Annotated in this window: 24 protein-coding genes; 13 read left to right on the top strand and 11 right to left on the bottom strand. The window is 71.2% G+C overall.

What is annotated here, in order from left to right:
• Positions 1–159 precede the first annotated feature (159 nt).
• Positions 160–804, bottom strand: a complete 645-nt coding sequence (locus OG202_RS08235) for a TetR family transcriptional regulator (RefSeq protein ID WP_326584363.1) — start codon at positions 802–804, stop codon at positions 160–162.
• 172 nt (positions 805–976) lie between these two features.
• On the opposite strand from OG202_RS08235, the gene OG202_RS08230 reads away from it, so the two are divergent.
• Both OG202_RS08230 and OG202_RS08225 read left to right on the top strand, forming a co-directional pair.
• Positions 977–2,203 carry an acyl-CoA dehydrogenase family protein gene (locus OG202_RS08230; RefSeq protein WP_326584364.1) on the top strand — a complete coding sequence of 409 codons (1,227 nt, stop codon included), beginning with the start codon at positions 977–979 and terminating at the stop codon, positions 2,201–2,203.
• A gap of 120 nt (positions 2,204–2,323) precedes the next feature.
• Positions 2,324–2,986, top strand: a complete 663-nt coding sequence (locus tag OG202_RS08225) for a transcriptional regulator (RefSeq protein WP_326584365.1) — start codon at positions 2,324–2,326, stop codon at positions 2,984–2,986.
• A gap of 22 nt (positions 2,987–3,008) precedes the next feature.
• Here the strand turns inward: OG202_RS08225 and OG202_RS08220 are convergent, their stop codons facing one another.
• The 5 genes from OG202_RS08220 to OG202_RS08200 all read right to left on the bottom strand — a co-directional run bounded on the left by OG202_RS08220 (position 3,009) and on the right by OG202_RS08200 (position 7,827).
• Positions 3,009–3,245, bottom strand: a complete 237-nt coding sequence (locus OG202_RS08220) for a DUF6213 family protein (protein WP_326584366.1) — start codon at positions 3,243–3,245, stop codon at positions 3,009–3,011.
• Between the two features lie 25 nt (positions 3,246–3,270).
• Positions 3,271–4,656: an NADP-dependent succinic semialdehyde dehydrogenase gene (locus OG202_RS08215; protein ID WP_327730766.1), complete on the bottom strand. Its 1,386-nt coding sequence runs from the start codon at positions 4,654–4,656 to the stop codon at positions 3,271–3,273.
• Positions 4,657–4,724: 68 nt separating this feature from the next.
• A complete protein-coding gene (locus OG202_RS08210; protein ID WP_326584368.1) occupies positions 4,725–5,192 on the bottom strand; it encodes an NUDIX domain-containing protein in 468 nt (155 codons plus the stop codon).
• Entirely contained in the window at positions 5,189–6,727 is a 1,539-nt protein-coding gene (locus tag OG202_RS08205; protein ID WP_327730767.1) for an ATP-dependent DNA ligase, read from the bottom strand. Before OG202_RS08205 ends, OG202_RS08210 begins: the two co-directional genes overlap by 4 nt.
• Before the next feature lie 152 nt (positions 6,728–6,879).
• Entirely contained in the window at positions 6,880–7,827 is a 948-nt protein-coding gene (locus OG202_RS08200) for an NAD(P)/FAD-dependent oxidoreductase (RefSeq protein ID WP_327730768.1), read from the bottom strand.
• A 77-nt stretch (positions 7,828–7,904) separates the two neighbouring features.
• Between OG202_RS08200 and OG202_RS08195 the strand changes: the two genes are divergently transcribed.
• From OG202_RS08195 to OG202_RS08170, 6 genes are all read left to right on the top strand, one after another.
• Complete coding sequence (locus OG202_RS08195; RefSeq protein ID WP_327730769.1) at positions 7,905–8,501, top strand: helix-turn-helix domain-containing protein; 597 nt, start codon at positions 7,905–7,907, stop codon at positions 8,499–8,501.
• 124 nt (positions 8,502–8,625) lie between these two features.
• On the top strand, positions 8,626–9,603 hold the full coding sequence (locus OG202_RS08190; protein ID WP_119581774.1) for an NADPH:quinone oxidoreductase family protein: 978 nt from the start codon (positions 8,626–8,628) through the stop codon (positions 9,601–9,603).
• Complete coding sequence (locus OG202_RS08185) at positions 9,600–10,781, top strand: acyl-CoA dehydrogenase family protein (protein WP_327730770.1); 1,182 nt, start codon at positions 9,600–9,602, stop codon at positions 10,779–10,781. Before OG202_RS08190 ends, OG202_RS08185 begins: the two co-directional genes overlap by 4 nt.
• Complete coding sequence (locus OG202_RS08180; protein WP_327730771.1) at positions 10,778–11,863, top strand: acyl-CoA dehydrogenase family protein; 1,086 nt, start codon at positions 10,778–10,780, stop codon at positions 11,861–11,863. Before OG202_RS08185 ends, OG202_RS08180 begins: the two co-directional genes overlap by 4 nt.
• Positions 11,864–12,045: 182 nt before the next feature.
• Positions 12,046–12,915 carry a phosphatidylinositol-specific phospholipase C/glycerophosphodiester phosphodiesterase family protein gene (locus OG202_RS08175; RefSeq protein ID WP_327730772.1) on the top strand — a complete coding sequence of 290 codons (870 nt, stop codon included), beginning with the start codon at positions 12,046–12,048 and terminating at the stop codon, positions 12,913–12,915.
• Positions 12,916–13,031: 116 nt separating this feature from the next.
• Complete coding sequence (locus tag OG202_RS08170; RefSeq protein WP_326584375.1) at positions 13,032–13,226, top strand: hypothetical protein; 195 nt, start codon at positions 13,032–13,034, stop codon at positions 13,224–13,226.
• A 206-nt stretch (positions 13,227–13,432) separates the two neighbouring features.
• On the opposite strand, the gene OG202_RS08165 is transcribed toward OG202_RS08170, so the two are convergent.
• From OG202_RS08165 to OG202_RS08150, 4 genes are all read right to left on the bottom strand, one after another.
• A complete protein-coding gene (locus tag OG202_RS08165) occupies positions 13,433–14,659 on the bottom strand; it encodes a phosphodiester glycosidase family protein (protein WP_443052225.1) in 1,227 nt (408 codons plus the stop codon).
• 57 nt (positions 14,660–14,716) lie between these two features.
• Positions 14,717–15,091: a DUF779 domain-containing protein gene (locus OG202_RS08160; protein ID WP_326584377.1), complete on the bottom strand. Its 375-nt coding sequence runs from the start codon at positions 15,089–15,091 to the stop codon at positions 14,717–14,719.
• Positions 15,092–15,148: 57 nt separating this feature from the next.
• Positions 15,149–16,633 carry an alginate lyase family protein gene (locus OG202_RS08155; protein WP_328222557.1) on the bottom strand — a complete coding sequence of 495 codons (1,485 nt, stop codon included), beginning with the start codon at positions 16,631–16,633 and terminating at the stop codon, positions 15,149–15,151.
• 153 nt (positions 16,634–16,786) lie between these two features.
• Positions 16,787–18,844 carry a pectinesterase family protein gene (locus OG202_RS08150; protein WP_327730774.1) on the bottom strand — a complete coding sequence of 686 codons (2,058 nt, stop codon included), beginning with the start codon at positions 18,842–18,844 and terminating at the stop codon, positions 16,787–16,789.
• A 395-nt stretch (positions 18,845–19,239) separates the two neighbouring features.
• On the opposite strand from OG202_RS08150, the gene OG202_RS08145 reads away from it, so the two are divergent.
• The 5 genes from OG202_RS08145 (at position 19,240) to OG202_RS08125 (ending at position 24,381) form a co-directional block, all read left to right on the top strand.
• A complete protein-coding gene (locus OG202_RS08145; protein WP_327730775.1) occupies positions 19,240–20,250 on the top strand; it encodes a substrate-binding domain-containing protein in 1,011 nt (336 codons plus the stop codon).
• A gap of 300 nt (positions 20,251–20,550) precedes the next feature.
• Positions 20,551–22,980 carry a nitrate- and nitrite sensing domain-containing protein gene (locus OG202_RS08140; RefSeq protein WP_328222556.1) on the top strand — a complete coding sequence of 810 codons (2,430 nt, stop codon included), beginning with the start codon at positions 20,551–20,553 and terminating at the stop codon, positions 22,978–22,980.
• Between the two features lie 46 nt (positions 22,981–23,026).
• Positions 23,027–23,455, top strand: coding sequence for a roadblock/LC7 domain-containing protein (locus tag OG202_RS08135; protein ID WP_020114533.1), 429 nt, complete (start codon positions 23,027–23,029; stop codon positions 23,453–23,455).
• 1 nt (position 23,456) lies between these two features.
• Entirely contained in the window at positions 23,457–23,813 is a 357-nt protein-coding gene (locus OG202_RS08130) for a DUF742 domain-containing protein (protein ID WP_326584382.1), read from the top strand.
• Positions 23,800–24,381 carry a GTP-binding protein gene (locus OG202_RS08125; protein WP_326584383.1) on the top strand — a complete coding sequence of 194 codons (582 nt, stop codon included), beginning with the start codon at positions 23,800–23,802 and terminating at the stop codon, positions 24,379–24,381. The genes OG202_RS08130 and OG202_RS08125 overlap by 14 nt, the downstream gene beginning before the upstream one ends.
• A 39-nt stretch (positions 24,382–24,420) precedes the next feature.
• On the opposite strand, the gene OG202_RS08120 is transcribed toward OG202_RS08125, so the two are convergent.
• Entirely contained in the window at positions 24,421–25,026 is a 606-nt protein-coding gene (locus tag OG202_RS08120; protein ID WP_328222555.1) for a TetR/AcrR family transcriptional regulator, read from the bottom strand.
• Positions 25,027–25,036: the final 10 nt, after the last annotated feature.

Here is a 25,036-nt window from a genome sequence, read left to right as displayed (position 1 = left end):
TTACTCTCGGCTCCGCTCGAGCGGGAGGGACTCCCACCGCCGCACCGGACGAAAGGCCAAGTACGCCCAGTACGAGGCCTTTCGTCCGGCGCGCCGAGAGCACGCACCGGACGCCGCAGAGCCGCCCTTCGGGCGACGAAGGGACTTCCGAAACACGCCCTAGAACCCCGGGCCGCCCACCTTGTCCCCCGCGGCCGCCAGGCGGCCCCAGAGCAGGTCTGCCAGGCAGTGGACCAACTCTGCCCGCGTGCAGGGGCGTTCGCCGAGCCACCAGTCTCCCGCCGCGTGCATCATGCCTACGATGCCGTGGCCCCAGACGCGGGCGAGCCGGCGGCTGTCGGGGCCGAGGTCGAGGCGGTCCTCTATGACCCTGCCGAGTTCCTCGCCCATACGGCGCAGGAGGGGGGCGGAGTGCTTGCCGACGTCGAAGCCGTGGTCGCCGGGCTGGCCGCCCTCGGCGGGGTGCATCAGGAAGCGGTACACCTGGGGACGGGCCTCGATGGCCGCCAGATAGGTGTCGAGGGTCGCCTCGACGCGTTCGCGGCGCTCCGCCGGGGCGTCCAGGGCGGCCCGCAGGGAGTCGAGGAGGGCGTCGGTGTGGCGCTGGGCGAGGGCGGCGTAGAGTCCGCCCTTGTCGCCGAAGTGGCGATAGAGAATCGGCTTGGTGATGCCGGCTTCGGCGGCGATGGCGTTCATCGACGCTCCTGGTCCGTCGCGGAGCACGACTCGGTCCGCGGCCTCCAGCAGCTCGCGCCGACGGCGATCGGCGGACCGCTCCTGGTCGGTCCGCTGCGTGGTGTCCATGAGTCTCTCCCCCACATGCTGATGACGGTGACGCCTGCGCAAACTAACACTGATTGGTACGGCCCGATCGAACGGGTTGCCGAGCCGGGCTCGGGAGTTGACTTTTCCTACCGACCGGTAACAGACTCAAGTTACCGTAGGTAACATCTTAGTGCAGTGCTGGAGGCGCGTCATGGCCGAGTTCACGATGGAACTCAACGAGGAACAGCGAGAGGTCCGCGACTGGCTCCACGGGTTCGCCGCCGATGTGATCCGCCCCGCGGCAGCCGAGTGGGACGAGCGCGAGGAGACCCCCTGGCCGGTGATCCAGGAGGCCGCCAAGGTCGGAATCTACTCCCTCGACTTCTACGCCCAGCAGTACTTCGACCCCACCGGCCTCGGCATCCCCATGGCGATGGAGGAGCTCTTCTGGGGCGACGCGGGCATCGCCCTCTCCATCGTCGGCACCGGCCTGGCCGCCGTGGGTGTCCTCGCCAACGGTACCGAGGAGCAGATCGGCACCTGGATCCCACAGATGTACGGCGACGCCAACGACGTCAAGGTCGCCGCGTTCTGCTCCTCCGAGCCCGACGCCGGTTCCGACGTCGCCTCGATGCGCACCCGTGCCGTGTACGACGAGGCCAAGGACGAGTGGGTCCTCAACGGCACGAAGACCTGGGCGACCAACGGCGGCATCGCCAACGTCCACGTCGTCGTCGCCGTGGTCGACCCCGAGCTCGGCTCCAAGGGCCACGCGTCCTTCATCGTCCCGCCGAACACGCCCGGCCTGTCCCAGGGCCAGAAGTTCAAGAAGCACGGCATCCGCGCCTCCCACACCGCCGAGGTCGTCCTGGAGGACGCGCGGATCCCCGGCTCCTGCCTGCTCGGCGGCAAGGAGAAGCTCGACGAGCGTCTGGCGCGGGCCCGCGAGCGGGCGAAGGCCGGCGGTGAGAGGGTGAAGAACGCGGCGATGGCCACGTTCGAGGCGTCCCGCCCGGCCGTGGGGGCCATGGCCGTGGGCACCGCCCGTGCCGCGTACGAGGTCGCCCTCGACTACGCCAAGACCCGTGAGCAGTTCGGGCGGCCCATCATCGACAACCAGGGCGTCGCCTTCCAGATCGCGGACATGCGGACGTCCGTGGACGCGGCGCGACTGCTGGTGTGGCGTGCGTCCTGGATGGCGATCAACGGGAAGCAGTTCACCGCCGCCGAGGGGTCCCAGTCGAAGCTCTTCGCGAGTGAGACGGCGAAGAAGGTCACGGCGCAGGCCATCCAGATCCTGGGTGGCAACGGCTACACCCGGGAGTACCCGGTGGAGCGGATGCACCGGGACGCGGCCATCTACACGATCTTCGAGGGTACGAGCGAGGTGCAGCGGCTGGTGATCGCCCGGACCCTGTCGGGGATGCCCATTCGGTAGCGTCGTGGGGTGCCGTGCGATCCGGACTGCGGGAGTGTTGTGTTTGCTCGCGCAGTTCCGCGCGCCCCTGGCGGGGCACCGATCGGCGGCGACACAGGCGCGAACGGACGGGAGCCCTCGATGACGCGCACGGCCGTACGACTGCTGGAGAGCACCACCGCGACCCTCGCCCCGGCCCCCGACGCCAACCCTCTGCTGCCCTTGATCACCTCCGGTGCGGCCGGTCTCGACACCCTTGCCGCGCTGGCCATGGAACAGCGTGTCGTCATCGCCGCCGACCTGCGTTCCTTCCGCCATCTGGCCGAGCGGTCGGCGACCGAGGAACCGGCGAGTGCCCCCTTCTTCGAGATGCTCGCGGAAGGGGAGGCGGTGGCGGCGGAGCGGCTCGTGGCGTACGCGGAGGCGTGCGGTGTGGACGAGGAGCGGGCGGCCGCGTACGAGCCCCTCCCGGGCTGTCAGGCCTACCCGTCGTACGTCGCCCGCCTCGCGCTCGGCGAGTCCCCGGCCGACGTGGTACTCGTCCTGAGCGCCAACTTCGCTTCCTGGGGCGGCTATTGCGCGACCATCGCGAAGGCCCTCCGCCATCACCACGCCTTCACCGACGAAGCCTGCGCCTTCTTCGACCTCTTCGCCGAACCGTCACCGGAACTGGAGGAGAGGGCGAGGGCGGCGGTACAGGCGGGACTGGACACCGGACGGATCGACGGCCATCTCGCCGTCCGTCATGGCCGCCTGCTGCAGAGCTACGAATCGATGTTCTGGCACACACTCGCGTCGCTGTAGGGGCACGGGGAACGGCCGACTCTCAACCCGATGCCGCTCCACTGCTGTGGGCGATGCACGCCACGTCGATCCGGTCCGCCAACTTCGCCAGCTCGATCGTCAGCGCCGCCACCGTGTCCTCGTCGAGTTCCTCACCCGCCTCCACGAGGTGCAGCCATCGTCCGCCCACCGTCCGCAGCAGCTTGCTCACATCGGCTGCGGCCACCTGCAAGGTCCCGCGGTCGTCGACGATCAGAGGCAGAGTCACTTCGCGGTTCACAACGGGGATGGTAGCCGCGGAACGCTCACGCCCCGTGCCATACGGTGGTGATGTTGCAGAACTCCCGGATTCCGTGTCCGGACAGCTCACGTCCGTATCCGGACCGCTTGACCCCGCCGAACGGGAACGCCGGGTGGGAGGCGGTCATCCCGTTGACGTAGACCGCTCCGGCGTCGAGGTCCCGGACGAAGCGGTCGACTTCGGCGGCGTTCCGGGTCCACACGTTGGAGCTGAGCCCGAAGGGCGTGTCGTTGGCGATCGCGATCGCTTCGTCGAGGTCGGCGACCCGGTACAGCGTGGCGACCGGGCCGAAGGTCTCCTCGTGGTGGACGCGCATCTCGGGCGTGATGTCGGCGAGGACGGTGGGCGGGTAGAACCAGCCGGGCCCGTCGGGGCGTTCGGCGCCGCACAGGACGGTCGCGCCGCTCTCCACGGCCTCGTCGACCAGCTCCTCCAGGTCCTCGCGTCCCCGCTCGCTGGAGAGCGGGCCGACGTCGGTGTCCTCGTCCAGCGGGTCGCCGACCTTGAGCGCCTTCATGGCCTCGACGAACCGCTCGGCGAAGGCGTCGTACACGTCGGTGTGCACGATGAACCGCTTGGCGGCGATGCACGACTGCCCGGTGTTCTGCACCCGGGCCGTCACGGCGATCCGGGCGGCCCGGTCGACGTCGGCGGACGGCAGCACGACGTACGGGTCGCTGCCGCCCAGTTCCAGGACCGTCTTCTTGACCTCGTCGCCGGCGACCGAGGCGACGGCCCGGCCGGCGGGCTCGCTGCCGGTGAGGGTGGCCGCCTTCACGCGCGGGTCGCGCAGGATGTCCTCGATGGCGCCGGAGCCGACGAGCAGGGTCTGGAAGCAGCCCTCGGGGAAGCCCGCCCGGCGGAAGAGGTCCTCCAGGTAGAGCGCGGTCTGCGGGACGTTGGAGGCGTGCTTGAGCAGGCCCACGTTGCCGGCCATCAGCGCGGGCGCGGCGAAGCGGATCACCTGCCAGAGCGGGAAGTTCCACGGCATCACGGCGAGCACCGGGCCGAGCGGCCGGTAGCGGACCAGGACGCGGGACGCGCCGGAGTCCTTCACGTCCGCGTCGGACGGCTCCACGTCGGTGAGCAGTACCTCGGCGTGGTCGGCGTACCAGCGCATCGCCTTGGCGCACTTGGCGGCCTCGGCGCGGGCCTGCTTGACCGGCTTGCCCATCTCCGTGGTCATCACCCGGGCGACGTCCTCCGTGTCCTCGTCGAGGAGGGTGGCGGCCCTGTGCATCAGCCGGGCGCGTTCCGCCAGGGACGTGGTCCGGTAGGTACGGAAGATGGTGTCGGCGGTGGCGAGGCGGCGCTCGATCTCCTCCTCGCCCAGGGCGTCGTACGTCTTGAGCGTCTCGCCGTTCGCCGGGTTGACCGTGGCGATGGGCATGGCTGGCCTCCTGCGTGGGCTGTCCTTCGACCTTCCCGCGCGACGGCGCACGCCGCAACGCGGACCCCTCAGGCCGAGTGCTCCAGGAGACGGTCGAGAAACTCCGCCTGGGCCGGGACGATCACGGCCCGGGCCCGTTCGACGGTGAGCCACTCCACGCGGTCCAGCTCCGGGAACTCCTGGATCTGCCCCGATTTCGGCGGCCACTCCATCCGGAAGGTGCCGGGCACGACGGTCGCCGGGTCGAGGTCCGCCTCGATCGCCCAGGCCGTGACGAGCTTGCCGTTCGCCTGCCGCACCACGCCCAGCGGTACGGCCTCCCCGTCGGGCGGCGCCAGCCCCAGCTCCTCCTGGAACTCCCGGCGGGCCGCGTCCCAGGCGGTCTCGTCCGGTTCGTACTCGCCCTTGGGCACGCTCCAGACCCCCGCGTCCTTGTGCGCGAAGAACGGGCCGCCCATATGGCCGAGCAGGACCTCGACACCGTGCTCGGTGCGGCGGTGGAGCAGCAGTCCGGCACTGCGCTTGGGGGTGGTCAACGGGTCACCTCGGGGTGTGCGGCGAGCAGGGTCTCGACCGTATCGGCTTCCGCCGGTGTCTTGTCCTCGCGGTAGCGGATCACGCGGGCGAATCGGAGGGTGACGCCGGCCGGGTAGCGGGTGGAGCGCTGCAGGCCGTCGTAGGCGATCTCGACGACGAGTTCGGGGCGTACGGTCACGCCCCAGCCGTGCTCCCGCACGGCCAGCTCCGTGAGCCGCTCGGTCTGCCAGCTCAGCAGCGCGTCGGTCATGCCCTTGAAAGTCTTGCCCAGCATGGCGAAGGAGCCGTCGGCCGTACGGGCGCCGAGGTGGAGGTTGGAGAGTCTGCCGGTGCGGCGGCCGTGGCCCCACTCGGCGGCCAGGACCACCAGATCGAGGGTGTGCACGGGCTTGACCTTCAGCCAGGACGCTCCGCGGCGGCCTGCGCTGTAGGGGGCGCCGAGGGCCTTCAGTACGACCCCTTCGTGGCCGCGTTCCAGGGTGCCGGCGAGGAATCGTTCGGCCTCGGCGAGGTCGCCGGGGCCGTTCACCAGGGTGCGCCGGACCCGCATCGGCTCGGGGACGAGCCGGGCCAGTTCGGTGTGGCGGTCGGTGAAGGGCAGGTCGAGGAGGTCCTGGCCGTCCACGGACAGCGCGTCGAAGAAGACCGGGGAGACGGGCACCTGCCGGGCCGCCGTCGTCACGTCCAGTCGTGAGCCGACCCGCCCGGCGGTCTCCTGGAAGGAACGCGGCCGCCCGGTCTCGTCGAACGCGATCACCTCCCCGTCCAGGATGAACCGCTCGCCCCGCAACTCCCGTGCGGCGGAGGTGAGTTCGGGCAGCCGGTCCGTGATGTCGTCCAGGGTGCGGGTGTAGAGGCGTACGTCGTCGCCGTCGCGGTGGACCTGTACGCGGATGCCGTCCAGCTTCTCCTCGACCGCGCACACGCCCAGCTTCGCCACGGCCTGGGCGACGGAGGCCGCGCTGTGCGCCAGCATCGGCAGGACGGGCCGCCCGACGGTGAGCCGGAACCCTTCGAGGGCCGACGGTCCCCCCGCCAGCAGGGCCTGTGCCACGGACTGCAGCGAGCCGGCGAGCATCACCGCCCGCCGTACGTCGGCCGCGGGCGCCCCGGTGGCCCCGGCCAGCCCCTCCACGGCGACCGCGTCCAGGGCGCCCTGGCGGACCTCACCGGTGAGCAGGCCGAACAGATACCGCTGTTCGTCCTCGGTGGCCGCCGCCAGCAACGCGCCGACCAGGCGCCTGCGTTCGGCCTGTGAGCCGGCGCCGGTGACAGCGCCGATCGCCGTCAGCCGGGCGTCCACCTCGCGGACGGTGAGGGTCGGGGTCGTGGCCGGCGGGATCTGCTGGTTCAGAACCTTCCATCCGATGCCGAGCCGGCCCTGGGGCAGCCGGCCCGCGAGGTACGGGATGACGATCGGGACGTCCGCCGGGTCGGCGTCCCGGAAGAGTTCGGCGAGCAGCGCGGTCTTTCGTGAGCGGGCCGAGGTGGTGGCGACCTCTTGGGACACATGGGCCAGCCGGGCGAACAGCATGGGGCCATGGTCCTACGGGGGATCGCCGGACGCCTATCGGACGACTGTCGGACGCCTAGGGGGGCGGGGGTGCGTGTGCCGTGGCGGGTGCGGGTGCGGGCGCGTCGTGACTTGTCGCGCAGTTCCCCGCGCCCCTTCGGGCGGCCGATCGATCATGTCGCGTCCAGGTCCGTCATCAGGAGTTCTCCGTTGATCGTCGCTCCCGCTCGGTAGCCGGAGGAAGCCGCGTTGATCACCTGTTCGGAGAAGCCCATGGCGTTGCCGACCGCCCAGACGCCGGGGACGGTGGTCAGGCCGGTCGGGTCGACCACGGGGTATGCGCCGAACGGGGTCTCGTCGAGGGCGGCGCCCAGCTTCTCCAGCAGGCTCGTCCGCGGGATCGGGCGAGGGGCCGTGAAGAGCACCGAGCGGGCGTATGCGGTGCCGTCGGTGAGCCGGACCCCGGTGAGGCGGTCGTCGGTGACGAGCAGGCCCTCGACCTCGCCCGGGACCACCGGGACCCCGGCGGCGGCGAGGCGGCGCAGGTCGTCGTCGGAGAGGTCGCTCTCGGCGACAGTGTGCAGGAAGAGGGTCACGTCCTTGGACCACTGGGAGACGATCAGGGCCTGGTGGACGCTCATCGGGGTCGTGGCGAGGACGCCGAAGGGCTCGTCGCGGACCTCCCAGCCGTGGCAGTACGGGCAGTGGAGCACGTCCCTGCCGAAGCGCTCCGCGATGCCGGGGACGGCCGGCAGCTCGTCCCTCAGGCCGGTGGCGACGACCAGGCGCCGGGCGCGCACGGTTCGGCCGTCCGCGAGGGTCACGGTGAAGCTCCGGCCGTCATCACTTCGGGTCGCGTCCACGGCCCGCCCCTCGACCAGTTCGACGCCGTACCGGGCGATCTCCTCCCGGCCCACGGCCAGGAACTCCGCCGGCGGCATCCCGTCCCGCGACAGAAAGCCCTGCATGTGTGCGGCGGGCGCGTTGCGGGGCTCGCCCGCGTCGACGACCAGGGTCCGGCGCCGGGACCGGCCGAGGACCAGGGCGGCGGAGAGCCCCGCCGCGCCGCCGCCGATGACGATCACTTCGTACCGCTCGGTCGTTCCGTCCTGCTCGGTCATGGTGACCACCTCCACGACGACGGTCGCCCGAGCGGTGCCGCATTGACAAACGCCTTTGCCGAAACTGCAATAGCGGTATGAGTGACACGAGTGAGCGGACGGGTGGCACGGACGAGGTCCTCGCCGGGGTCGGGCCGCGGTTGCGGCGGCTGAGGAAGGAACGGGAGGTGACGCTCGCGGCCCTGTCCGAGGCGACCGGTATCTCGGTGAGCACGTTGTCGCGGCTGGAGTCGGGACTGCGCAAGCCCAGCCTGGAACTGCTGCTGCCGATCGCGCGGGCCCACCAGGTGCCGTTGGACGAGCTCATCGGGGAGCCGCCGGTCGGCGACCCGCGGGTGCGGTCGAAGCCGATCCGGCGGCACGGGCGGACGTACTGGCCGCTCACCCGGCAGCCGGGCGGCCTCCAGGCCTTCAAGGTCCTCGTGCCCCAGTCGCGGCAGGAGCCGGAGCCGCGCGTCCACGAGGGCTACGAATGGCTGTATGTGATGTCCGGGAAACTGCGTGTCGTGCTCGGCGAACATGATGTGGTGATGGTGGCCGGGGAGGCCGCCGAGTTCGACACCCGGGTCCCGCACTGGTTCGGGTCGACGGGGGAGGGGCCGGTGGAGTTCCTCAGTCTGTTCGGGCCGCAGGGGGAGCGGATGCACGTACGGGCCAGGCCCGCGCGTCCGTGACGCACGCTACTGGTCCCGACCGCCCCCGGACTGTTCCCCGGAGGGCAAGCGACCGCTTAGTATGCATGCGACAGTCGGCCCCGGGTCAGACGAAGAAGTCCGAAGCAGTCCGTGGAGGCACCGCATGCAGGCATGGCAAGTGCACGAGAACGGCGAGCCGAGCGAGGTGATGCGGCTCCAGGACGTGGAGCGGCCCACGCCCGGTGACGGCCAGGTCCTGCTGAAGGTGCGCGCCGCGAACATCAACTTCCCCGATGTCCTGATGTGCCGGGGCCACTACCAGGTCAGGCCTCCGCTCCCGTTCACCCCGGGCGTGGAGATCTGCGGTGAGACCGAGGACGGCCGCCGGGTCATCGCCAACCCGGCGCTGCCGTACGGCGGTCTCGCCGAGTACGCGGTCGCGGACGCCGCCGCGCTGCTGCCCGCGCCCGAGGCGCTGGACGACGCCGAGGCTGCGGCCCTGCACATCGGTTACCAGACGGGCTGGTTCGGTCTCCACCGCCGGGCCCGCCTCGAAGCGGGGGAGACCTTGCTCGTCCACGCCGCCGCAGGAGGGGTCGGCAGCGCGGCCGTGCAGCTCGGCAAGGCGGCCGGGGCGACGGTCATCGGCGTCGTCGGCGGCGCCGACAAGGCTGCCGTGGCCCGGGAACTGGGCTGTGATGTGGTGGTCGACCGGCGGAGCGAGGACGTCGTCTCCGCCGTGAAGGAAGCCACCGGAGGCCGGGGTGCGGACGTGATCTACGACCCCGTGGGCGGCGAGGCCTACACGCAGTCGACCAAGGTCGTCGCCTTCGAGGGACGCATCGTGGTCGTCGGCTTCGCCAGCGGGACGATCCCCAGCCCCGGCCTCAACCACGCCCTCGTCAAGAACTACTCGATCCTCGGCCTGCACTGGGGTCTGTACAACACCAAGAACCCGAAGCTGGTCCAGCACTGCCACGAGCAGCTCACCGAGCTGGCGGCACGGGGCGTCGTCAAGCCGCTGGTGAGCGAGCGCACGCCGCTCGGCGGGGCCGCGGCCGCCGTGCAGCGCGTCGCGGACGGCGTCACCACCGGCCGGGTCGTCGTGGTGCCCTCGCTGGAGAACGGAGCCGCCGCATGACCGACGCAGCCGACCTCAGGCGCCGCACGGCCGAGTTGCTGGCCGCGTACCCGCCCGCCACCACCGACCGCCTGGACTTCCTGCGTGCCCGCTTCGACGCGGGGCTCGCCTGGGTGCACTACCCCGAGGGCCTCGGCGGGCTCGGCGCCCCGCGCTCCCTCCAGGCCGTGGTGGACGCGGACCTGGAGGCGGAAGGCGCCCCCGACAACGATCCGCGACGCATCGGCATCGGCCTGGGCATGGCCGCGCCGACGATCCTCGCCTACGGCACGCAGGAGCAGAAGCGCCAGTACCTGCGGCCGCTGTGGACCGGCGAGGAGGTCTGGTGCCAGCTCTTCAGCGAGCCGGGTGCCGGGTCCGACCTGGCCGCGCTGGGCACGCGGGCCGTCCGTGAGGGCGGCGCATGGGTGGTCAACGGGCAGAAGGTGTGGACGTCCAGCGCGCACGTCGCCCGCTGGGCCATCCTCATCGCCCGCACCGACCCGGACGTGCCCAAGCACCGCGGCATCACCTACTTCATCTGCGACATGACCGACCCGGGCGTCGAGGTCAGGCCGCTGCGCCAGGTCACCGGCGAGGCCGAGTTCAACGAGGTGTTCATCACCGACGTCCGCATCCCGGACTCCCGCCGCCTCGGCGAGATCGGCGACGGCTGGAAGGTCGCGCAGACCACGCTCAACAACGAACGCGTCGCCATCGGCGGGATGCGGCTGCCCCGCGAGGGCGGCATGATCGGCCCGGTGGCCAAGACCTGGCGCGAGCGTCCCGAACTGCGCACCCACGACCTCCACCAGCGGCTGTTGAAGCTCTGGGTCGAGGCCGAGGCCGCCCGGCTCACCGCGGAGCGGCTGCGCCAGCAGCTCGTCGCCGGACAGCCCGGCCCCGAGGGCGCCGGCATGAAGCTCGCCTTCGCCCGCCTCAACCAGGAGATCAGCGGCCTGGAGGTCGAACTCCGGGGCGAGGAGGGCCTGTTGTACGACGACTGGAGCATGCGGCGCCCCGAGCTGGTCGACTTCGTCGGCCGTGACGCCGGCTACCGCTACCTCCGCTCCAAGGGCAACAGCATCGAGGGCGGGACCACCGAGGTCCTGCTGAACATCGTCGCCGAGCGCGTCCTGGGCCTGCCCAGTGAGCCGCGCACCGACAAGGACGTCGCCTGGAAGGACCTCGCCCGATGACCGACCTGCTGTACTCGGAGGAGGAAGAGGCCCTCCGCGCGGCCGTCCGCGACCTGCTGGCCGACCACTGCGACGCGGCGGGCGTGATCGCGCGCGTCGAGTCGGACGCCCCGCACGACCGGGAACTGTGGAAGCTGCTCGCCGACGGCATGGGCCTCGCCGGGCTGCTCGTCCCCGAGGAACTGGGCGGCCAGGGTGCCGGCCACCGCGAAGTCGCCGTCGTGCTGGAGGAGTTGGGGCGCGCCGTCGCCCCGGTGCCGTTCCTCACGAGCGCCGTCGTCGCCACCGAAGCCCTGCTGGCCGGTGACGCCGGAGAGGCTGGAGACCTGCTCGGCGACCTGGCCTCCGGCCGCAGGATCGGCGCCCTCGCGGTCGCGCTGAACCTCCCCGCCGACAGCGCCTACAAGGTCGTACGGTACGAAGACGGCGCCCTGCACGGGGAGTTGACCGGAATCGCGGACGCGGCCGTCGCCGATGTCCTGCTGGTGCCCGCCGACGACGGCGGGCTGTACGCGGTCGACGCCTCGGCCGTGACCGTCACCCCACAGGTGTCCCTCGACCTGACCCGGCCGCTGGCGAAGGTGGTGTTCGACGGGGCGCCGGGCCGGCTCCTCGGCGACGCCGAACCCGCCGTACGCCGGGCCCTGCGCGCCGGAGCCGGTCTCCTCGCCTCCGAGCAACTCGGCCTCGCGGAGTGGACGTTGACCGAGACGGTCCGCTACCTGAAGGAGCGCAAGCAGTTCAACCGGCCCGTCGGAGGCTTCCAGGCGCTCAAGCACCGCCTCGCGCACCTGTGGCTGGAGGTCGTCAACCTGCGGGCGGCTGCCCGGAACGCGGCCGACCAGCTCGCCACCGGCAGTGCGGACGCCGACCTCGCGGTGGCCGTGGCCCAGGCCTTCGCGGCGCCCGTGGCCGTCCACGCGGCCGAGGAGGCGCTGCAACTGCACGGCGGGATCGGCATGACCTGGGAACACCCGGTCCACCTGTATCTGAAGCGGGCGAAGGCCGACTCGATCGCGTACGGCACGGCGGGTGCCCACCGGGCGGCCCTGGCCGAACTGGTGGACCTCCAGGCCCCCTGACGTACCTCTGGAGAAGAGCAGGCGAAGCCCGCCCCACCTGGGGCGGGCTTCGTCGTGTGCGCACGGCGGCCGAGTGAACGTACGACGGCGCTCCGGCCAACTCCCCGCACGACACTGCTCATCGGCCCCTTCCGGCTCGCATACTCGCTGGGTCCACAACCGGCCCACCCGGGAGGAAGAGCATGGCCCTCACCACCCGTCGCAGAGCCCTCACCACCTTCGGCGCCGCCCTCGCGGGCGCGGTCGCCCTGCCCGCCACGACCGCGCTGGCCGGCGAACGCAAGCACCGCCCGCGCCCGTTGTGGCGCGCCCACGCGCACAACGACTACGAGCACCCGCGCCCCCTCCTGGACGCCCTCGACCACCGCTTCGGCAGCGTCGAGGCCGACATCTTCCTCGTCGGCGACCAACTGCTCGTCGCCCACGACGCCACCGACCTCGACCCCGGCCGTACCCTCGAATCCCTCTACCTGGACCCGCTCGCCGCCCGCGTCCGCGCCCACCACGGTTCGGTGTACCGGGGATACCGCAAGCCGCTCCAACTGCTCATCGACATCAAGACCGAGGGCGCGTCGACGTACCTCGAACTCGACCGCCGTCTGCGGCGCCACCGGCACCTGTTCACGACGTACGCGCACGGTCGTGTGTATCCGGGGGCGGTCACGGCCGTGATCTCCGGGGACCGGGCCGCCCGGGTGCCCATGGAGGCGCAGAGCGTGCGGCGCGCCTTCTACGACGGCCGGCTCGCCGACCTCGTGAGTACGACGCCCGCACCCGCCTCCCTCATCCCGCTGATCTCCGACAACTGGACGCTCAACTTCACCTGGCAGGGCGTCGGTCCGTTCCCGGAAGCCGAGCGCGCCAGGCTGCGGCAGATCGTCTCGACGGCGCACGGACGCGGGCAGAGGGTGCGGTTCTGGGCGACGCCCGACCTGGCGGGCCCGGCCCGGGACGCGTTGTGGGGCGAGTTGGTCGCGGCCGACGTCGACCATCTCAACACGGACGACCTCGCGGGCCTCGAAGCGTTCCTGGACGCCCGCCGGTCGGCGTAGGCGCGATATGTCGACACCACTCGTTCGGCGGACACGTCAGCCGCACGGGCGAACCCTCCGCTACGTCACACTTGCGGCCGAATACCGCGAAGCGGGCGTGGCGGAGGAGGTTGACGATGGCCATTTCCATCTCTGTGGTGGTGCTGCTCGTGATCCTGATGGTGATCTTCCTGCGCAACGGTGCGCTGAAGTTCTCGCACGCCGCCATCTGCGTGCTGCTCGGCTTCCACATGGCCGGCACGAGCCTGGCGCCGACGATTCACCACGGGCTGACGGCGACGGCGGACATCGTGAGCAGCCTGAAGCCGTGACGTGCGGGCGGGGGGCGCGTCACGGCTCGGGGGTGCGGCGGCGTCGGCGGGTGCGGGTCCGGTGGGGGCTGGTCGCGCGGTTCCCCGCGCCCCTGAATAGCCGGGGCTGCGCCCCGTGCCTTTGAGGCCCGCAGGGGCCTGGTCTTTCAGGGGCGCGGGGAACCGCGCGAGAAGCCCCACTCACCCGCGGCCGAAGAACGTACCGATCACGGGGTGGCGAACACGCCGATGCCGTTCGGTACGGCCCGTTCGGCGCCGTCGCTCGGATGGTTCCGTACGGTGACGGCGCTCGCTCCGGGGGCGCGGGCGACCAGGGTGGACGAGCCGCCGCCGTCGAGGCTGAACGCGTCGACGGATCCCAACCCCCGCATGGTGGCGGCGACTTCGGCGATGGTGAGCCCGGTGCGGTAGGCGGCGGCGCCGTCCAGGGCGAGGAGCAGGAGACGGTGGCCGCCGTCGGCGACGCCCGCGGCGGTGCGTACCGCCGAGGTCGTGTCGTCGAGGCCGGGGAGCGGCACGCCGCCCCGTAGGACCGGGTAGCCGCCGAGCGCGAAGGCGTACGGGGTTCCGGTCGAGGCGACGAGGCGGTGGCGTACCTCCACCGGATCGCCGGGGGAGAGCTTGCGCAACTGCTGGGCGCCCGCCTCGCGGCCGACGAGCACGGTGGCTCCGGCCTCGATGGCGCCGCTGCCGGGGGTGCCGGCCGAGCCGACCACGTGGCCGTTCGCGACCAGCACCTCGTGGGTGTCGGTGCTGCACGGGGCCGCCCGGTCGGTGTCCGTGCCGCAGACGGCCCGCATCCGGGAGACCTCGCCCCAGTCCGAGGTGAACGCTCCGACGGAACCGACCGGCAGGGCGTACTGGTTGAGGCCGCGGAGCGGGAGATCGCCCCCGGTGGTGGTGACGGAACCGTCGAGGGCGATGCTGTCGAGACGGGCCGTGCCGTCGGTCGTGACGCCGAGCACGTCCTTGGTGCCCGTACCGGGCGGCAGGGCCGGGCCGAAGCGCTGGCCCCTCGGCACGGCCGCCTTGAGCGCGTGCCCGCCGGCGATCGCGGGGCCGACCGGCGCTCCGGTGGCCGCGACACCGGGGTGCTGGGTCTCGGTGTTGTTGAAGAAGTCGCCGTTGACCCCGGCCACGGCACCCGCCGAGCCGGCCAGCCGGGACACGGTCGCCCGCGCGGCCACCTTCCCCGGGTACAGCAGTCCGACGCCCACCTGGGTGCTGCGCAGGTCGACGCTCAGTACATGGGCGTGCGTCACGCCCATGGCCGCCTGGATGTCGAACTGGCGGTACTCGATGCCCGGCGCGATGACCACGGCCCCGGACGCGCCACTGGCCGGTGCCGCCCCCACGAGGGCCGCGCCGGCCAGCACACTCCACGCCGAGAGAACCGTCAGTACCGTTCGGAACCGCCCGCCACGACGTGTCACGGTGCCCCCTGATGTCTCGTCAACTGTCCCAGGACTCAGAGGAAGTGCACCAGACGACTACCGGCCGGGCGGTCGCCCGGCCTCGACGACGCGGGAACGGATGAGAAAACGCACTCCTTCGGGTGCCTCCAGCGAGAAACCGCTGCCTCGGCCCGGTACGACGTCGACGATCAGCCGGGTGTGACTCCACACCTCGTACTGGTTGCGGGACATCCAGAACCCGACTGCTTCGTCGACCCCGTCGACGGTCAGCTCCGCGAGGAGGACGTCCGAGTCTCCCGTTCGGAACTCACCGTCCGGGTAGCACATGGGGGCGCTGCCGTCGCAGCAGCCGCCCGACTGGTGGAACATCAACGGGCCGTGGGCCGCCCGCAGCCGCCGGACGAGATCGGCGGCCGCGGGGGTCAGTTCTACGCGCGGGACGACATCCATGGCCGTAGTGGACGCCTCGGCAGGTTGCGAGGACGTTGCGTGCCCCGAATCCGACGGTCAGCTCTCGGGCCGACCGACGGCGCGGTTGCGGCGGCGCAGCAGGAGGAGGCCGCCCGCGAGGGCCGCGACTCCGCCGGCGGCGGTCCAGGCCGGGAGGTCGGTGGTGCCCGTCGCGGCCAGGTCCTCGTCCCGGCCGCCCTGGGCGCTCGCGGAGGAGGACGACGCGCCCTTCTTCGAGGTGGCTCCCGAGCCGGTGTCCGAGCCCGACGCGGCCGTGGCCGCCGACGGTGCCGCGCCCGCCTCGGCGGCCGTCGCCCTGTCGCGGGTGAAGGCGAGGGTGCCGAAGCCCAGCTGGTCGTAGCCGCCGCTGTTGGGGCCGTAGTCGCCGCCACCGCCCTCGGGTGCCGCCTTGGCCGCGATGCGGGTGAGGTAGGAGGCGTCGAGGCGCCGGCGCCTGGTGTAGTGGTTGGCGATCATCGCCCAGATCGGGCGGGTCATGTTCGGGTCGACGCCGGCCGCGTCGGACGCGGTCTCCCTGCCGGACCAGCCGTTGATCGCGCCCTTCGCACGGGTGTTGGCGGTGTAGGCCACCGCGCCGCCCAGGCTCCACTTGGCCACGTACTGGGCGCCCTTGAGGAAGCGGTTGTCGTCGTAGCCGTACAGGTCGATGCCCTGGTTCCAGGCCATCTCGCAGAACGTGCCCATGAGGCCGACGCCCAGCAGTGCGTGACCCTGGTCGCGGCCTGCCTCCAGCCACTCGCCGAGGCCGTCGTCGTGGACGACCGGGATGGCCTTCTTGACGGCGCCGAGACCCTCGCCGTTCTTGAAGTAGTCGACCGCGCGGGCGACTTGGGCCTTGTCGTCGCAGAAGACGCCGGTGGCCAGGACGCACGCCATGTTGGCGAGGTCCCAGTTGGGCCAGTAGTTCGTGACGACGGCGCCGTTGTGCTTGGCCAGGAAGTCGTCGCTGAGCGGGGCGAAGACCTCGCTCAGCATGGTCTTGAAGCGGTCCAGCTCGAAGTCGTCGCGGTCGCGGACGAGTTCGGCGGCGTTGGCGAACTGGTAGCCGTACAGGCCGGCTGCGAGGAACCGGTCGGCGCTGCCCTGCACGCTGGTCAGCGTCCCCGACCAGGCGTTGAGGATCCGCACGGCGGTGTCGGCGTGCGCGGTCTCGCCGGTGATGTGCCAGCGCAGGGCGTTCTGGTAGGCGGCGTGGATGTCCTTGTAGAGCGCGGCGTAGTTCTGCGGGGAGCCCCCGCCCCGGTAGACCGTGGCGGCGGGGCGGGGTGTCCAGGAGCTCTGCGCGTGGGGGTTGGCGGTCAGCTTCGCGAAGCCCGCCGTGTAGGGCGCGGCGCCCGCCTTCACCTTGGACGCCATACGGGCCAGGTCGGCCTCGGTGTGGAGCAGACCGGGGTGCGCGAAGGCCTCGGCCGCCGCCGAGGCCGGCGTCGCCGCCAGGCCCGTGCCGAATCCCAGGCCCGCCGCGCCCGTGGCGATACCGGCGATCTTCAACGTGCTCCGACGGCTGATCTGTGCTGTCACGTGGGGGTCCTCGGGTCTCGGGTACGGGTCGCAGCTCGTGCCCGCGTCGGCCCGCGCGGGCGGCTGCGAACAGGAGACGCACCGGCCCCCGGGGAGATAACAGAAAACAGAAAGGGGGGCGGTGCGTCTCCGTGCGGAATCAGGCGTCAGGCGTCAGGTGCCCGGTGTCCAGCCGCCCAGCCAGTCCGCGACCTCCTGGTCGGCGGCCTGGGCGTCCGTCAGCTGCGGACGGTTGCTGCTCGCGCTGCCCGATCCGGCGCCGGTGTTCTTGTACTCGGCGAAGCGGTCGTCCTTCCAGGAGAAACCGCCCATGTCGGACCAGGGTGTGGTCTTGATCGCGGCGCTGAGGGTGGAGTTGCGGACCGTGGTCTGCGGGTCGACGGTGGTGTCCCCGCCGGGGTGCCAGTTGCGGCCGAGGAAGAAGCTGGCGGCGGAGACGTCGCCGTTGACGGTGGTGCGGTTGATCAGGATGCCCTTGTGGTTCGCGGCCGTGCTGGGCGCGGTGACGTATCCGGCGGAGGTGCCGTTCCAGCGCTTCTTCAGGGTGATGATCGACTTGTCGACCACCACGGTCGCCCGGCCGAAGATGAAGTCGACGTTGCCCATGACGTAGGAGTTGGTGACGTAGACCCGGCCGACCTTGTCCTTGGCGGCCGTCTCCAGCTCCAGGGTGTCCTGGTCGCCGTCGACGATGACCCCGTCGAGGACGATCCGGTCGGCCTGCGTCAGCAGCGCGACCGCCTGGTGTCCGGAGAGGGACTGGTTCGCCGCCTCGTCGAAGTCGTTGGTGACGGTCAGGTTGCGGACCTGGGAGTCGTCGGACTGGATGGACATGGTCGCGCTGCCCGGGGTGCCGTAGGTGCCGGAGCCGTCCGGCTTCTGCATCCCGGCCGCGTTGCCGTACACGATCGTCGTGTCCTTGCGGCTGCCGCCCGAGCCCTGGATGGTGACGTGCGGCTTGTTGGAGGGAACCTTGACGACCTCACGGTACGTGCCGGGTTTGACGGAGATCACCACGCGCGAGGCGTTGTTCGCGGGCACCGCGTCGACGGCCTTCTGCACGCTCGTGTACTGACCGCTGCCGTCCTTGGCGACGGTGAGCGTGGTGGCCGCGGCGGCCTTGGCCGTCGCCGTCGTACCGATCGAACTCCTCGGCCCCGTACCGGACTTGAGGAGGGCGGGCACGTCGGCCGTCTTGTCGAGGGTGTACGGGTAGTACGTCTTCGGGTCGAAGGCCGTGCCGCCGCTCTCGTTGCGGCCGGAGGTACCGGAGAAGACGTTGCCGCGCTGGACCAGGGCGGCCGTGGAGTCCTTGGTGACGGGGTTCCTCATGCCCTGGAAGTAGCTGTTCTCCAGGACCATCTTGGTGTTGCCGCGCGCGTAGTTGCCGTACGAGGAGGTGATGTCCGTGCCGGACACGTCCTCCAGGAAGTTGTTGTACAGGTGCGCGTGGGCGACGTTGTCGGTGGACGGGTTGCGCTGCTCGGTCTCGCGGAACCAGTTGTGGTGGATCGTCAGATCGGCGGTGGTGTTGGTGGTCCAGCCGATGCCGAAGGTCTTGTTGTTCTGGCTCAGCCTGTTCCAGGACACCGTGACGTAGGTGGTGTCCTTGCGGCTGTCGATCAGGCCGTCCGCCATGTGCCGCAGGTCGTTGTGGTCGATCCAGACGTGGTGGGCCCCGTCCATCTGGATCGCGTCGAAGTCGTGGTCCTTGTCGTTCCAGGTGCCCTGGTAGGAGTCACGGATCGTCAGGTTGCGGATGATGACGTTGTGGACGCCCGAGCCGAGGAAGAAGCCGCCGCCCACGATGTGCCCCGAGGTCCCGGAGCCGACGATCGTCTTGTCCGAGGCGACCTTGATCTCCTTGCCCACCGGGTTCATGGTGATCGTCGCGGCCACGACGATGACGTACGGCTCGGCGGCGGTCGCGTACTTCTCCAGGTCGGCGAGGGTCTTCACGGTGACCGTCTTGCCGTCCCGGCCGCCGTAGGTCCCGTTCTGGCCGAGCGCGTTGACCGAGGCGAAGCCGTCGGCGGACTCGGCGGCCCAGGACGCGGTGGCGGCCGCGGCCCGGGGCTGGGCGTCCTCGCCGAACACGCCGAAGACCGTGCCGTAGGCCATGGCCGAGGCGGCGGCCAGGGCCAGGGGGACACCGGCCACGAGGGCGGTCTTCCTTCTGCGGTGGCGGGCCTTGCCGTGGTTCTCGCTCACGCGTCGATTCCGTTCCGTGCGGGGGATGGTGGTCGTCAGCCGAGCAGTCGCCGCCGGACGGGGAGAGGTTGCCGCCTTCGGGTGCGAATTTCGGCCAGACGACCGGAACTTCGGACCGGGTCCGGAAATGACCGAGAACCGACCCCCGCGAGCGGGGTGGAACGGTCCAGGTTCCTCGCGCGGGGCCGACGGCGGCCGTTGACACGTGTGCGCTGGTCAGAACCTGGCCGTCACAGCAATACATCGATTCCGATGTTCACTTGACTACCGGGCGTCACACGCGATTGGCTCCGCCCAGCGAAAGTCAGCCAGTCACCGCACGTCATCGCGGTGATGGCGGCGACCTCGCTCTCCCCTACGTCCCACCCCGGTCGCACAGCGAGGTGCCGCGCCCCATGAACCCCCCCTCCGCGTCCCGCAGGATCCTCACCGCCTTCCGCGCCACGGCGCTCGCCGCCGCCGTCGGCCTGACCGTCGCCGGCTGCTCGGTGTTCGGTGGGTCGGAGGCCGATTCGGACACGGACACGTCGGGGGCCTCGGGCTACGGGATGAGGATCGCGCTGATCACGCACAGCGCCGAGGGGGACGCCTTCTGGGATCTGGTCCGCAAGGGCGCGGAGGTCGCGGCCGCGAAGGACGGCATCGAGCTGACCTTCGTCAGCGACCCCGACGCCGCGGGGCAGGCGAAGCTGGTGCGGGACGCGATCGCCGACAAGGTCGACGGCATCGCGGTGACCCTGGCCAAACCGCAGGCGATGCGCGGCGCGGTCGCCGAGGCCCGCGCCGCGGGCATACCCGTGGTGGGCCTCAACTCCGGCATCGACGCCTGGCAGGCGCAGGGTCTGCTGGGCTTCTTCGGCCAGGACGAGAGCGTCGCCGGCCGGGCGCTCGGCGACGAACTCGACGCCCGCGCAGCCAAGCACGCCCTCTGCGTCATCCACGAGCGCGGCAACGTCGCCGTGGAGGCCCGCTGCGCCGGTGTGCGCAAGACCTTCGGCGGACAGACCGAGAACCTCTATGTGGACGGCACCGACATGGATTCGGTGACCGGCTCGATCGCCGCGAAGCTCCGCCAGGACCCGACCATCGACGAGGTCGTCACGCTCGGGGCGCAGTTCGCGCTCGCAGCCGTGAACTCGGTGGACGACGCGGGCAGCAAGGCCGAGGTCGCCACGTTCGACCTCAACGAGGACCTGGTCGAGGCGGTGAAGAGCGGCGACATCCAGTTCGCGGTGGACCAGCAGCCGTACCTCCAGGGCTACCTCGCGGTCGACGGGCTCTGGCTCTACGAGACCAACGGCAACATCAGCGGCGGCGGCGTCGAACCCGTGCTCACCGGCCCCGCGTTCGTGACCAAGAGGAACGTCGCCGGGATCGCCAAGTTCGCGGCCAACGGGACCCGTTGACGTGGGGTGCCCGGACTCCCGCGAGACCGTCGTCGGGCCGAGGCCTCCGGGCCGCCGCGCACGGACAAACGGAACCTTCCGTTCGGGCATGACCGCACCCCGGAACCCAAGCATCCGGAACGGTCGTGTAACGGCGACGCCAAACTTCCTACCACCCCTGCGACGTGCGCTCACTTGTACGGATAGCATCCTGCGCATCCCCTGTGCGCCGTACTGACAGGTGTCCACCCCCATCCCCGGACCTCTGTCGCCCCGCCCGCCCGATCCCTTCCGCTCCCCGCCAACCGCCCAAGGACGACGATGCCCTCACGGACCGGCGCCCGGCGCCGTCTCGGCTCCATACGTCTCTCGCTGATCCTCCTGGCCCTGATCCCCAGCGTCACGCTGGCCGCGAGCTGGGGTGTGACGACGACCCAGATGTTCTCGGAGGGACTGAGGCTGCGGTCGCAGACCGGACTGAGCAAGTCCACCGGCGCCATGGGAACCGAGGCGACCCTCGCCCTGCAGCGCGAGCGTGCCCTGTCGGCCGCCTACATGGCGGCCCCCGGCAGCTCCATGGACGCCCTGGCGCAGCAGCGCCGGGAGACCGACAAGGCGGTCGCCAAACTGGACCGCCGTGCGAGCGAGATCGAGGACGCCCCCGACCGCATCGGCGATCAGCTGTACTCGGTCATGGGCGCGTCGAACAGCCTGGAGTACTACCGCGACCAGGTGGACAACCCCACCGACATCACGCCCGAGCAGGCCCTGGACCACTACAGCTCGATCATCGACGGCCAGATCCACGCCTTCCAGCAGCTCACGCAGGTCGACGACGGCGACCTCACCTCGCAGGCCGGTCCTCTCGTCACGCTCTCACAGGCCGCGGAGCTGGTCTCCCAGGAGGACGCCCTGCTCACCCTCAACTGGCCGTCGGGACACTTCGACGAACCGACCCGGGAGCGCTTCACCCAGGTGGTCAGCGCCCGGCGCTGGCTCGTCGACAACCAGCTCGTGCCCTCGATCGAGGGAGAGGTGAAGATCGCCGTCGAACGGATCGTCCAGGGCCGGGACTGGCGGGCGCTGCAGGCCGCGGAGGACCAGGTCATCGCGGCCCGCACCACGGGCACCGGAGGCTCCCGCAAGACCCCACTGCCGGACGTCCAGAAGAGCTGGGACGCCGCGATGGCGAAGCTGTCGGTCCAGTACGAGCAGTTGATCCGGGAGCAGACCCGGGGGCTGCTGGAACGCAGTGGTGAGGAGGCACGCGGGCTGCTGATCACTGCGGGCTCGCTGAGCGCCGGCGGTCTCGCCGCGCTGCTGGTGTGCGTCGTGATGTCCTGGCGCATCACCCGCTCCCTGTCCCGCCGGCTCACCGGCCTGCGCACGGCCACCCTCAGCCTCGCCGAGGAGCGGCTGCCCGACATCGTCGCCCGCCTCGACCGGGGCGAGAAGGTCGACGTGGACGCCGCCGCGGCCCCGCTGGACTACGGCACCGACGAACTCGGCCAGGTCGCCAAGGCGTTCAACGCCGCCCAGCGCACCGCCGTGCACACCGCCGTCGAGCTCGCCGACACCCGGCGCGGCTTCCAGCGCGTCATCCTCGGCATCGCCCGGCAGAGCCAGAACCTGGTCAACCTCCAGCTCGCCAAGCTCGACAAGCTGGAGCGCCAGCACCAGGACCCGGAGATCCTCAAGGGCCTGTACGAGCTGGACTCCACCGCGAGCCAGCTGCGCCGCTACGAGGAGAACCTGGTCATCATCAGCGGCGAGCGGCCCGGCCGCAGCTGGACCGAACCGGTCGCGCTGATCGACATCCTGCGCAGCGCCGTCGGTGAGGTCGCCGAGTACCAGCGGGTGGAGGTGCACACCGAGGACGACGTGTGGATCGCCCCGCCCGCCGTGGCCGACGTCATCCACCTCCTCGCCGAGCTCATCGACAACGCGACCACGTACTCACCCGCGCCGAGCCCGGTGAGCGTCCGCGCCGCGATCGTCGCCAAGGGACTCGCCCTCGAAGTGGAGGACCGGGGGCTCGGCATGTCGGAGGAGGACTACGCCGCGTTCAACGCCCAGCTGGCGGTGCCCCCACAGTTCGACGTGGTCGCGCTCGCCGACGACCTCCGGCTCGGCATGTTCGTCATCGCCCGCCTCGCCACCCGGCACGGCATCACCGTCACCCTGCGCGCCTCGCCGTACGGCGGCACCACCGCCATCGTGCTGATCCCGGACGAGACCGTGGTCCGCGAGGCCCCCGCCCCCGGCGAGGACGGCACCGACACGGCCGAACCGCCGTCCCGTACCTCGCTCGTGGCCGCACGGGTCGCCGCCGCGGCGGAGTCGGAGCCCGAACCCGTACGGCGGGACCCGGACCGTACGCCTGAGGAACGGCCCACCGCGCACGCGCGGACCGCCGACGCCGCCGAGGACGCCGACGGCGACGGGACACGGCCGGCCGCCGCCGGGAAGCCTTTGGCCGGGAAGCCTCTGGCCGGGAAGGAGGGCGAACTGATGCCGTTGCCCCGCCGGATCCCGCAGACCAGTCTGGCGGCCGAGCTGATGGAGGAGGCGGAGCCCTGCCCCGACGGCGACACCGACGACTTCACGGCCGAGCGCGCGGCCTCCTCACTCGCCGGTTTCCAGCGCGGAACCCTGCAGGCACGTGACGGCGACGCGGAACCCGAGTACGCACCAGGGGAGGAATCCACATCCGAAGACCCAGGAGACCGGATCACCGCCTCCGGCACCTGACGTCCCATCGACTCCCCACGCAGCCCGCTCATTGAAGGACACACAGATGACACGCCCCATCCCCGCCACGCACAGCCAGCTCGACCAGCTGCTCACCGGACTGGTGGACCGGGTCGCCGAGGTCGACCACGCCGTCGTGCTCTCCGAGGACGGACTGGTCGTCAGCAAGTCCACCGCGTTCCTGCGCGACGACGCCGAGCGGCTGGCGGCGACCGCCTCGGGCCTGATGAGCCTCAGCAAGGGCGTCAGCATGGACTTCCGCGGCGGACCCGTGCGCCAGTTGCTCATCGAGATGGGCAACGCCTTCCTGATCCTCACCAACGCCGGACCCGGCGCCAACCTCGCCGTGCTGACCCGGCAGGGCGCCGACGTCGGCGTGGTCGCGTACCAGATGAACATGCTGGTGAAGAAGATCGGCGAGCACCTCAGCGCGGCCCCACGCGCGGGTGTCGTCGCGGCCGACAGCGGCGAGTGAGGTGAACGGAGGCGACGCGGCGGGCCGGCTGGTTCGCCCGTTCACCCTGACGGGCGGCCGGACCCGGCCCGCCCGCGGCGACTTCACCCTCATCACCATGGTGACGGCCGTGGACCCGCAGCCGGTCGGCGGCACCCGTCCGCAGCCGGAGCACGCGCGGATCCTCAGGCTGTGCGCGAAGCCGATCGTGGTGGCGGAGCTGGCCAGCAAACTCGACCTGCCGGTGAGCGTGGTCGCCATCATGCTCTGCGACCTGCTGGAAGCGGGCCGGATCGGCGTGCGCCAGCCGCGGCTGATCTCCCGCGCCCCCGACCTGGACCTGCTGAAGAAAGTGAGGGACGGCCTTGGCAGGCTCTGACCCCACCCCCCAGGGGATTTCGGCTCCCGACACGGTGAAGATCCTCGTCGCCGGCGGATTCGGCGTCGGAAAGACGACCATGGTCGGGTCGGTCAGCGAGATCGTCCCGCTGCGCACCGAGGAACCCCTGACCACCGCCGGTCTCGGTGTCGACGACCTCGACGGCATCCCGGAGAAGCACGCCACCACGGTGGCCCTCGACTTCGGCCGGATCAGCATCGGCCAGGACCTCGTGCTCTATCTGTTCGGCACGCCCGGACAGCAACGGTTCTGGTTCATGTGGAACGACCTCGCGATCGGCGCCCTCGGCGCGGTGGTCCTCGTCGACGTGCGCCGCCCCGAGTCCAGCTTCGCCGCCATCGACTTCTTCGAACGCCGCAAGATCCCGTTCGTCATCGGCGTGAACGGCTTCCACGGCGAACACCCCTACGAGCCCGACGTGATCCGCGAGTCCCTGGCCCTGCCGGAGCACACCCCGGTACTGCTCTTCGACGCCCGCGAACGCACGTCGTGCCGTGACGTCCTCATCGCGCTCCTGGACCAGCTGATCGCCGCGTCGGCCCGCTGACGCAGGGGCGGCGCCGCCGTCGAGGCCGACGCCGCAGCCCTACGGCCGGACCTCCTCGCGCACGAGGCCGGCCACGTGGTCGGTGATCGTGTCGAGGATGTCCGTCCAGGCCGCGTCGTCGCCCAGGACAAGGAAGTTGAGGGTGAGACCGTCCGTCATGGCGGCCAGATAGCGGGCCAGTACCGGGACGGGCACGGTCAGTTCGAACTCCATGGACTGCCGCAGCTGCTCGATCAGTTCGGCGTAGGTGGCGCGGTACATCTCGTACTGCGCCCGCGCCAGATGCTCGAACCCGGGCTCCCGCAGGGCGTACTGGGTCAGCTCGTAGGTGAGCATGTGCTCGCCCGGGTGGAGGGACACATGGTCCCAGTACGCCTGGAAACCGGCCCGGACGGTCTCCCTGAGCGTCTCCCGGGGCCGGATCGCCTCCCGCACCAGCGTCACGTAGTGCCCGGTGATGGTGGTGATGACGGACTCGATCAGCTCCTGCTTCGACTCGAAGCAGTAGTGGAAGACGCTCAGTGACACGCCCGCCTCGGCCGCGATGGACCGGGTCGTCGTCCTGGGGACGCCGTCCCGGGTCATCGCGCGGATCGCCGCCTCGGTGAGCTGTCTGCGCCGCTCGGCCGACGGCAAGCGTGCCATGTGGATCCCT

It is taken from the genome of Streptomyces sp. NBC_00310 (assembly GCF_036208085.1).
In the GTDB taxonomy this organism is placed as follows: Bacteria; Actinomycetota; Actinomycetes; order Streptomycetales; family Streptomycetaceae; genus Streptomyces.
The sequence above is the reverse complement of the archived record's forward strand: the minus strand, read 5'-3'. Positions and strand labels throughout refer to the sequence as shown.

Bases quoted from the DNA above. Each gene is read 5' to 3' on its own strand.
- OG202_RS08135 (WP_020114533.1), top strand. From the start codon at position 23,027: ATGACACGCCCCATCCCCGCCACGCACAGCCAGCTCGACCAGCTGCTC.
- OG202_RS08230 (WP_326584364.1), top strand. From the start codon at position 977: ATGGCCGAGTTCACGATGGAACTCAACGAGGAACAGCGAGAGGTCCGC.
- OG202_RS08185 (WP_327730770.1), top strand. From the start codon at position 9,600: ATGACCGACGCAGCCGACCTCAGGCGCCGCACGGCCGAGTTGCTGGCC.
- OG202_RS08180 (WP_327730771.1), top strand. From the start codon at position 10,778: ATGACCGACCTGCTGTACTCGGAGGAGGAAGAGGCCCTCCGCGCGGCC.
- OG202_RS08225 (WP_326584365.1), top strand. From the start codon at position 2,324: ATGACGCGCACGGCCGTACGACTGCTGGAGAGCACCACCGCGACCCTC.
- OG202_RS08190 (WP_119581774.1), top strand. From the start codon at position 8,626: ATGCAGGCATGGCAAGTGCACGAGAACGGCGAGCCGAGCGAGGTGATG.
- OG202_RS08145 (WP_327730775.1), top strand. From the start codon at position 19,240: ATGAACCCCCCCTCCGCGTCCCGCAGGATCCTCACCGCCTTCCGCGCC.
- OG202_RS08140 (WP_328222556.1), top strand. From the start codon at position 20,551: ATGCCCTCACGGACCGGCGCCCGGCGCCGTCTCGGCTCCATACGTCTC.
- OG202_RS08160 (WP_326584377.1), bottom strand. From the start codon at position 15,091: ATGGATGTCGTCCCGCGCGTAGAACTGACCCCCGCGGCCGCCGATCTC.
- OG202_RS08120 (WP_328222555.1), bottom strand. From the start codon at position 25,026: ATGGCACGCTTGCCGTCGGCCGAGCGGCGCAGACAGCTCACCGAGGCG.
- OG202_RS08235 (WP_326584363.1), bottom strand. From the start codon at position 804: ATGGACACCACGCAGCGGACCGACCAGGAGCGGTCCGCCGATCGCCGT.
- OG202_RS08170 (WP_326584375.1), top strand. From the start codon at position 13,032: ATGGCCATTTCCATCTCTGTGGTGGTGCTGCTCGTGATCCTGATGGTG.
- OG202_RS08195 (WP_327730769.1), top strand. From the start codon at position 7,905: ATGAGTGACACGAGTGAGCGGACGGGTGGCACGGACGAGGTCCTCGCC.
- OG202_RS08205 (WP_327730767.1), bottom strand. From the start codon at position 6,727: ATGCTGTTCGCCCGGCTGGCCCATGTGTCCCAAGAGGTCGCCACCACC.
- OG202_RS08175 (WP_327730772.1), top strand. From the start codon at position 12,046: ATGGCCCTCACCACCCGTCGCAGAGCCCTCACCACCTTCGGCGCCGCC.
- OG202_RS08200 (WP_327730768.1), bottom strand. From the start codon at position 7,827: ATGACCGAGCAGGACGGAACGACCGAGCGGTACGAAGTGATCGTCATC.
- OG202_RS08215 (WP_327730766.1), bottom strand. From the start codon at position 4,656: ATGCCCATCGCCACGGTCAACCCGGCGAACGGCGAGACGCTCAAGACG.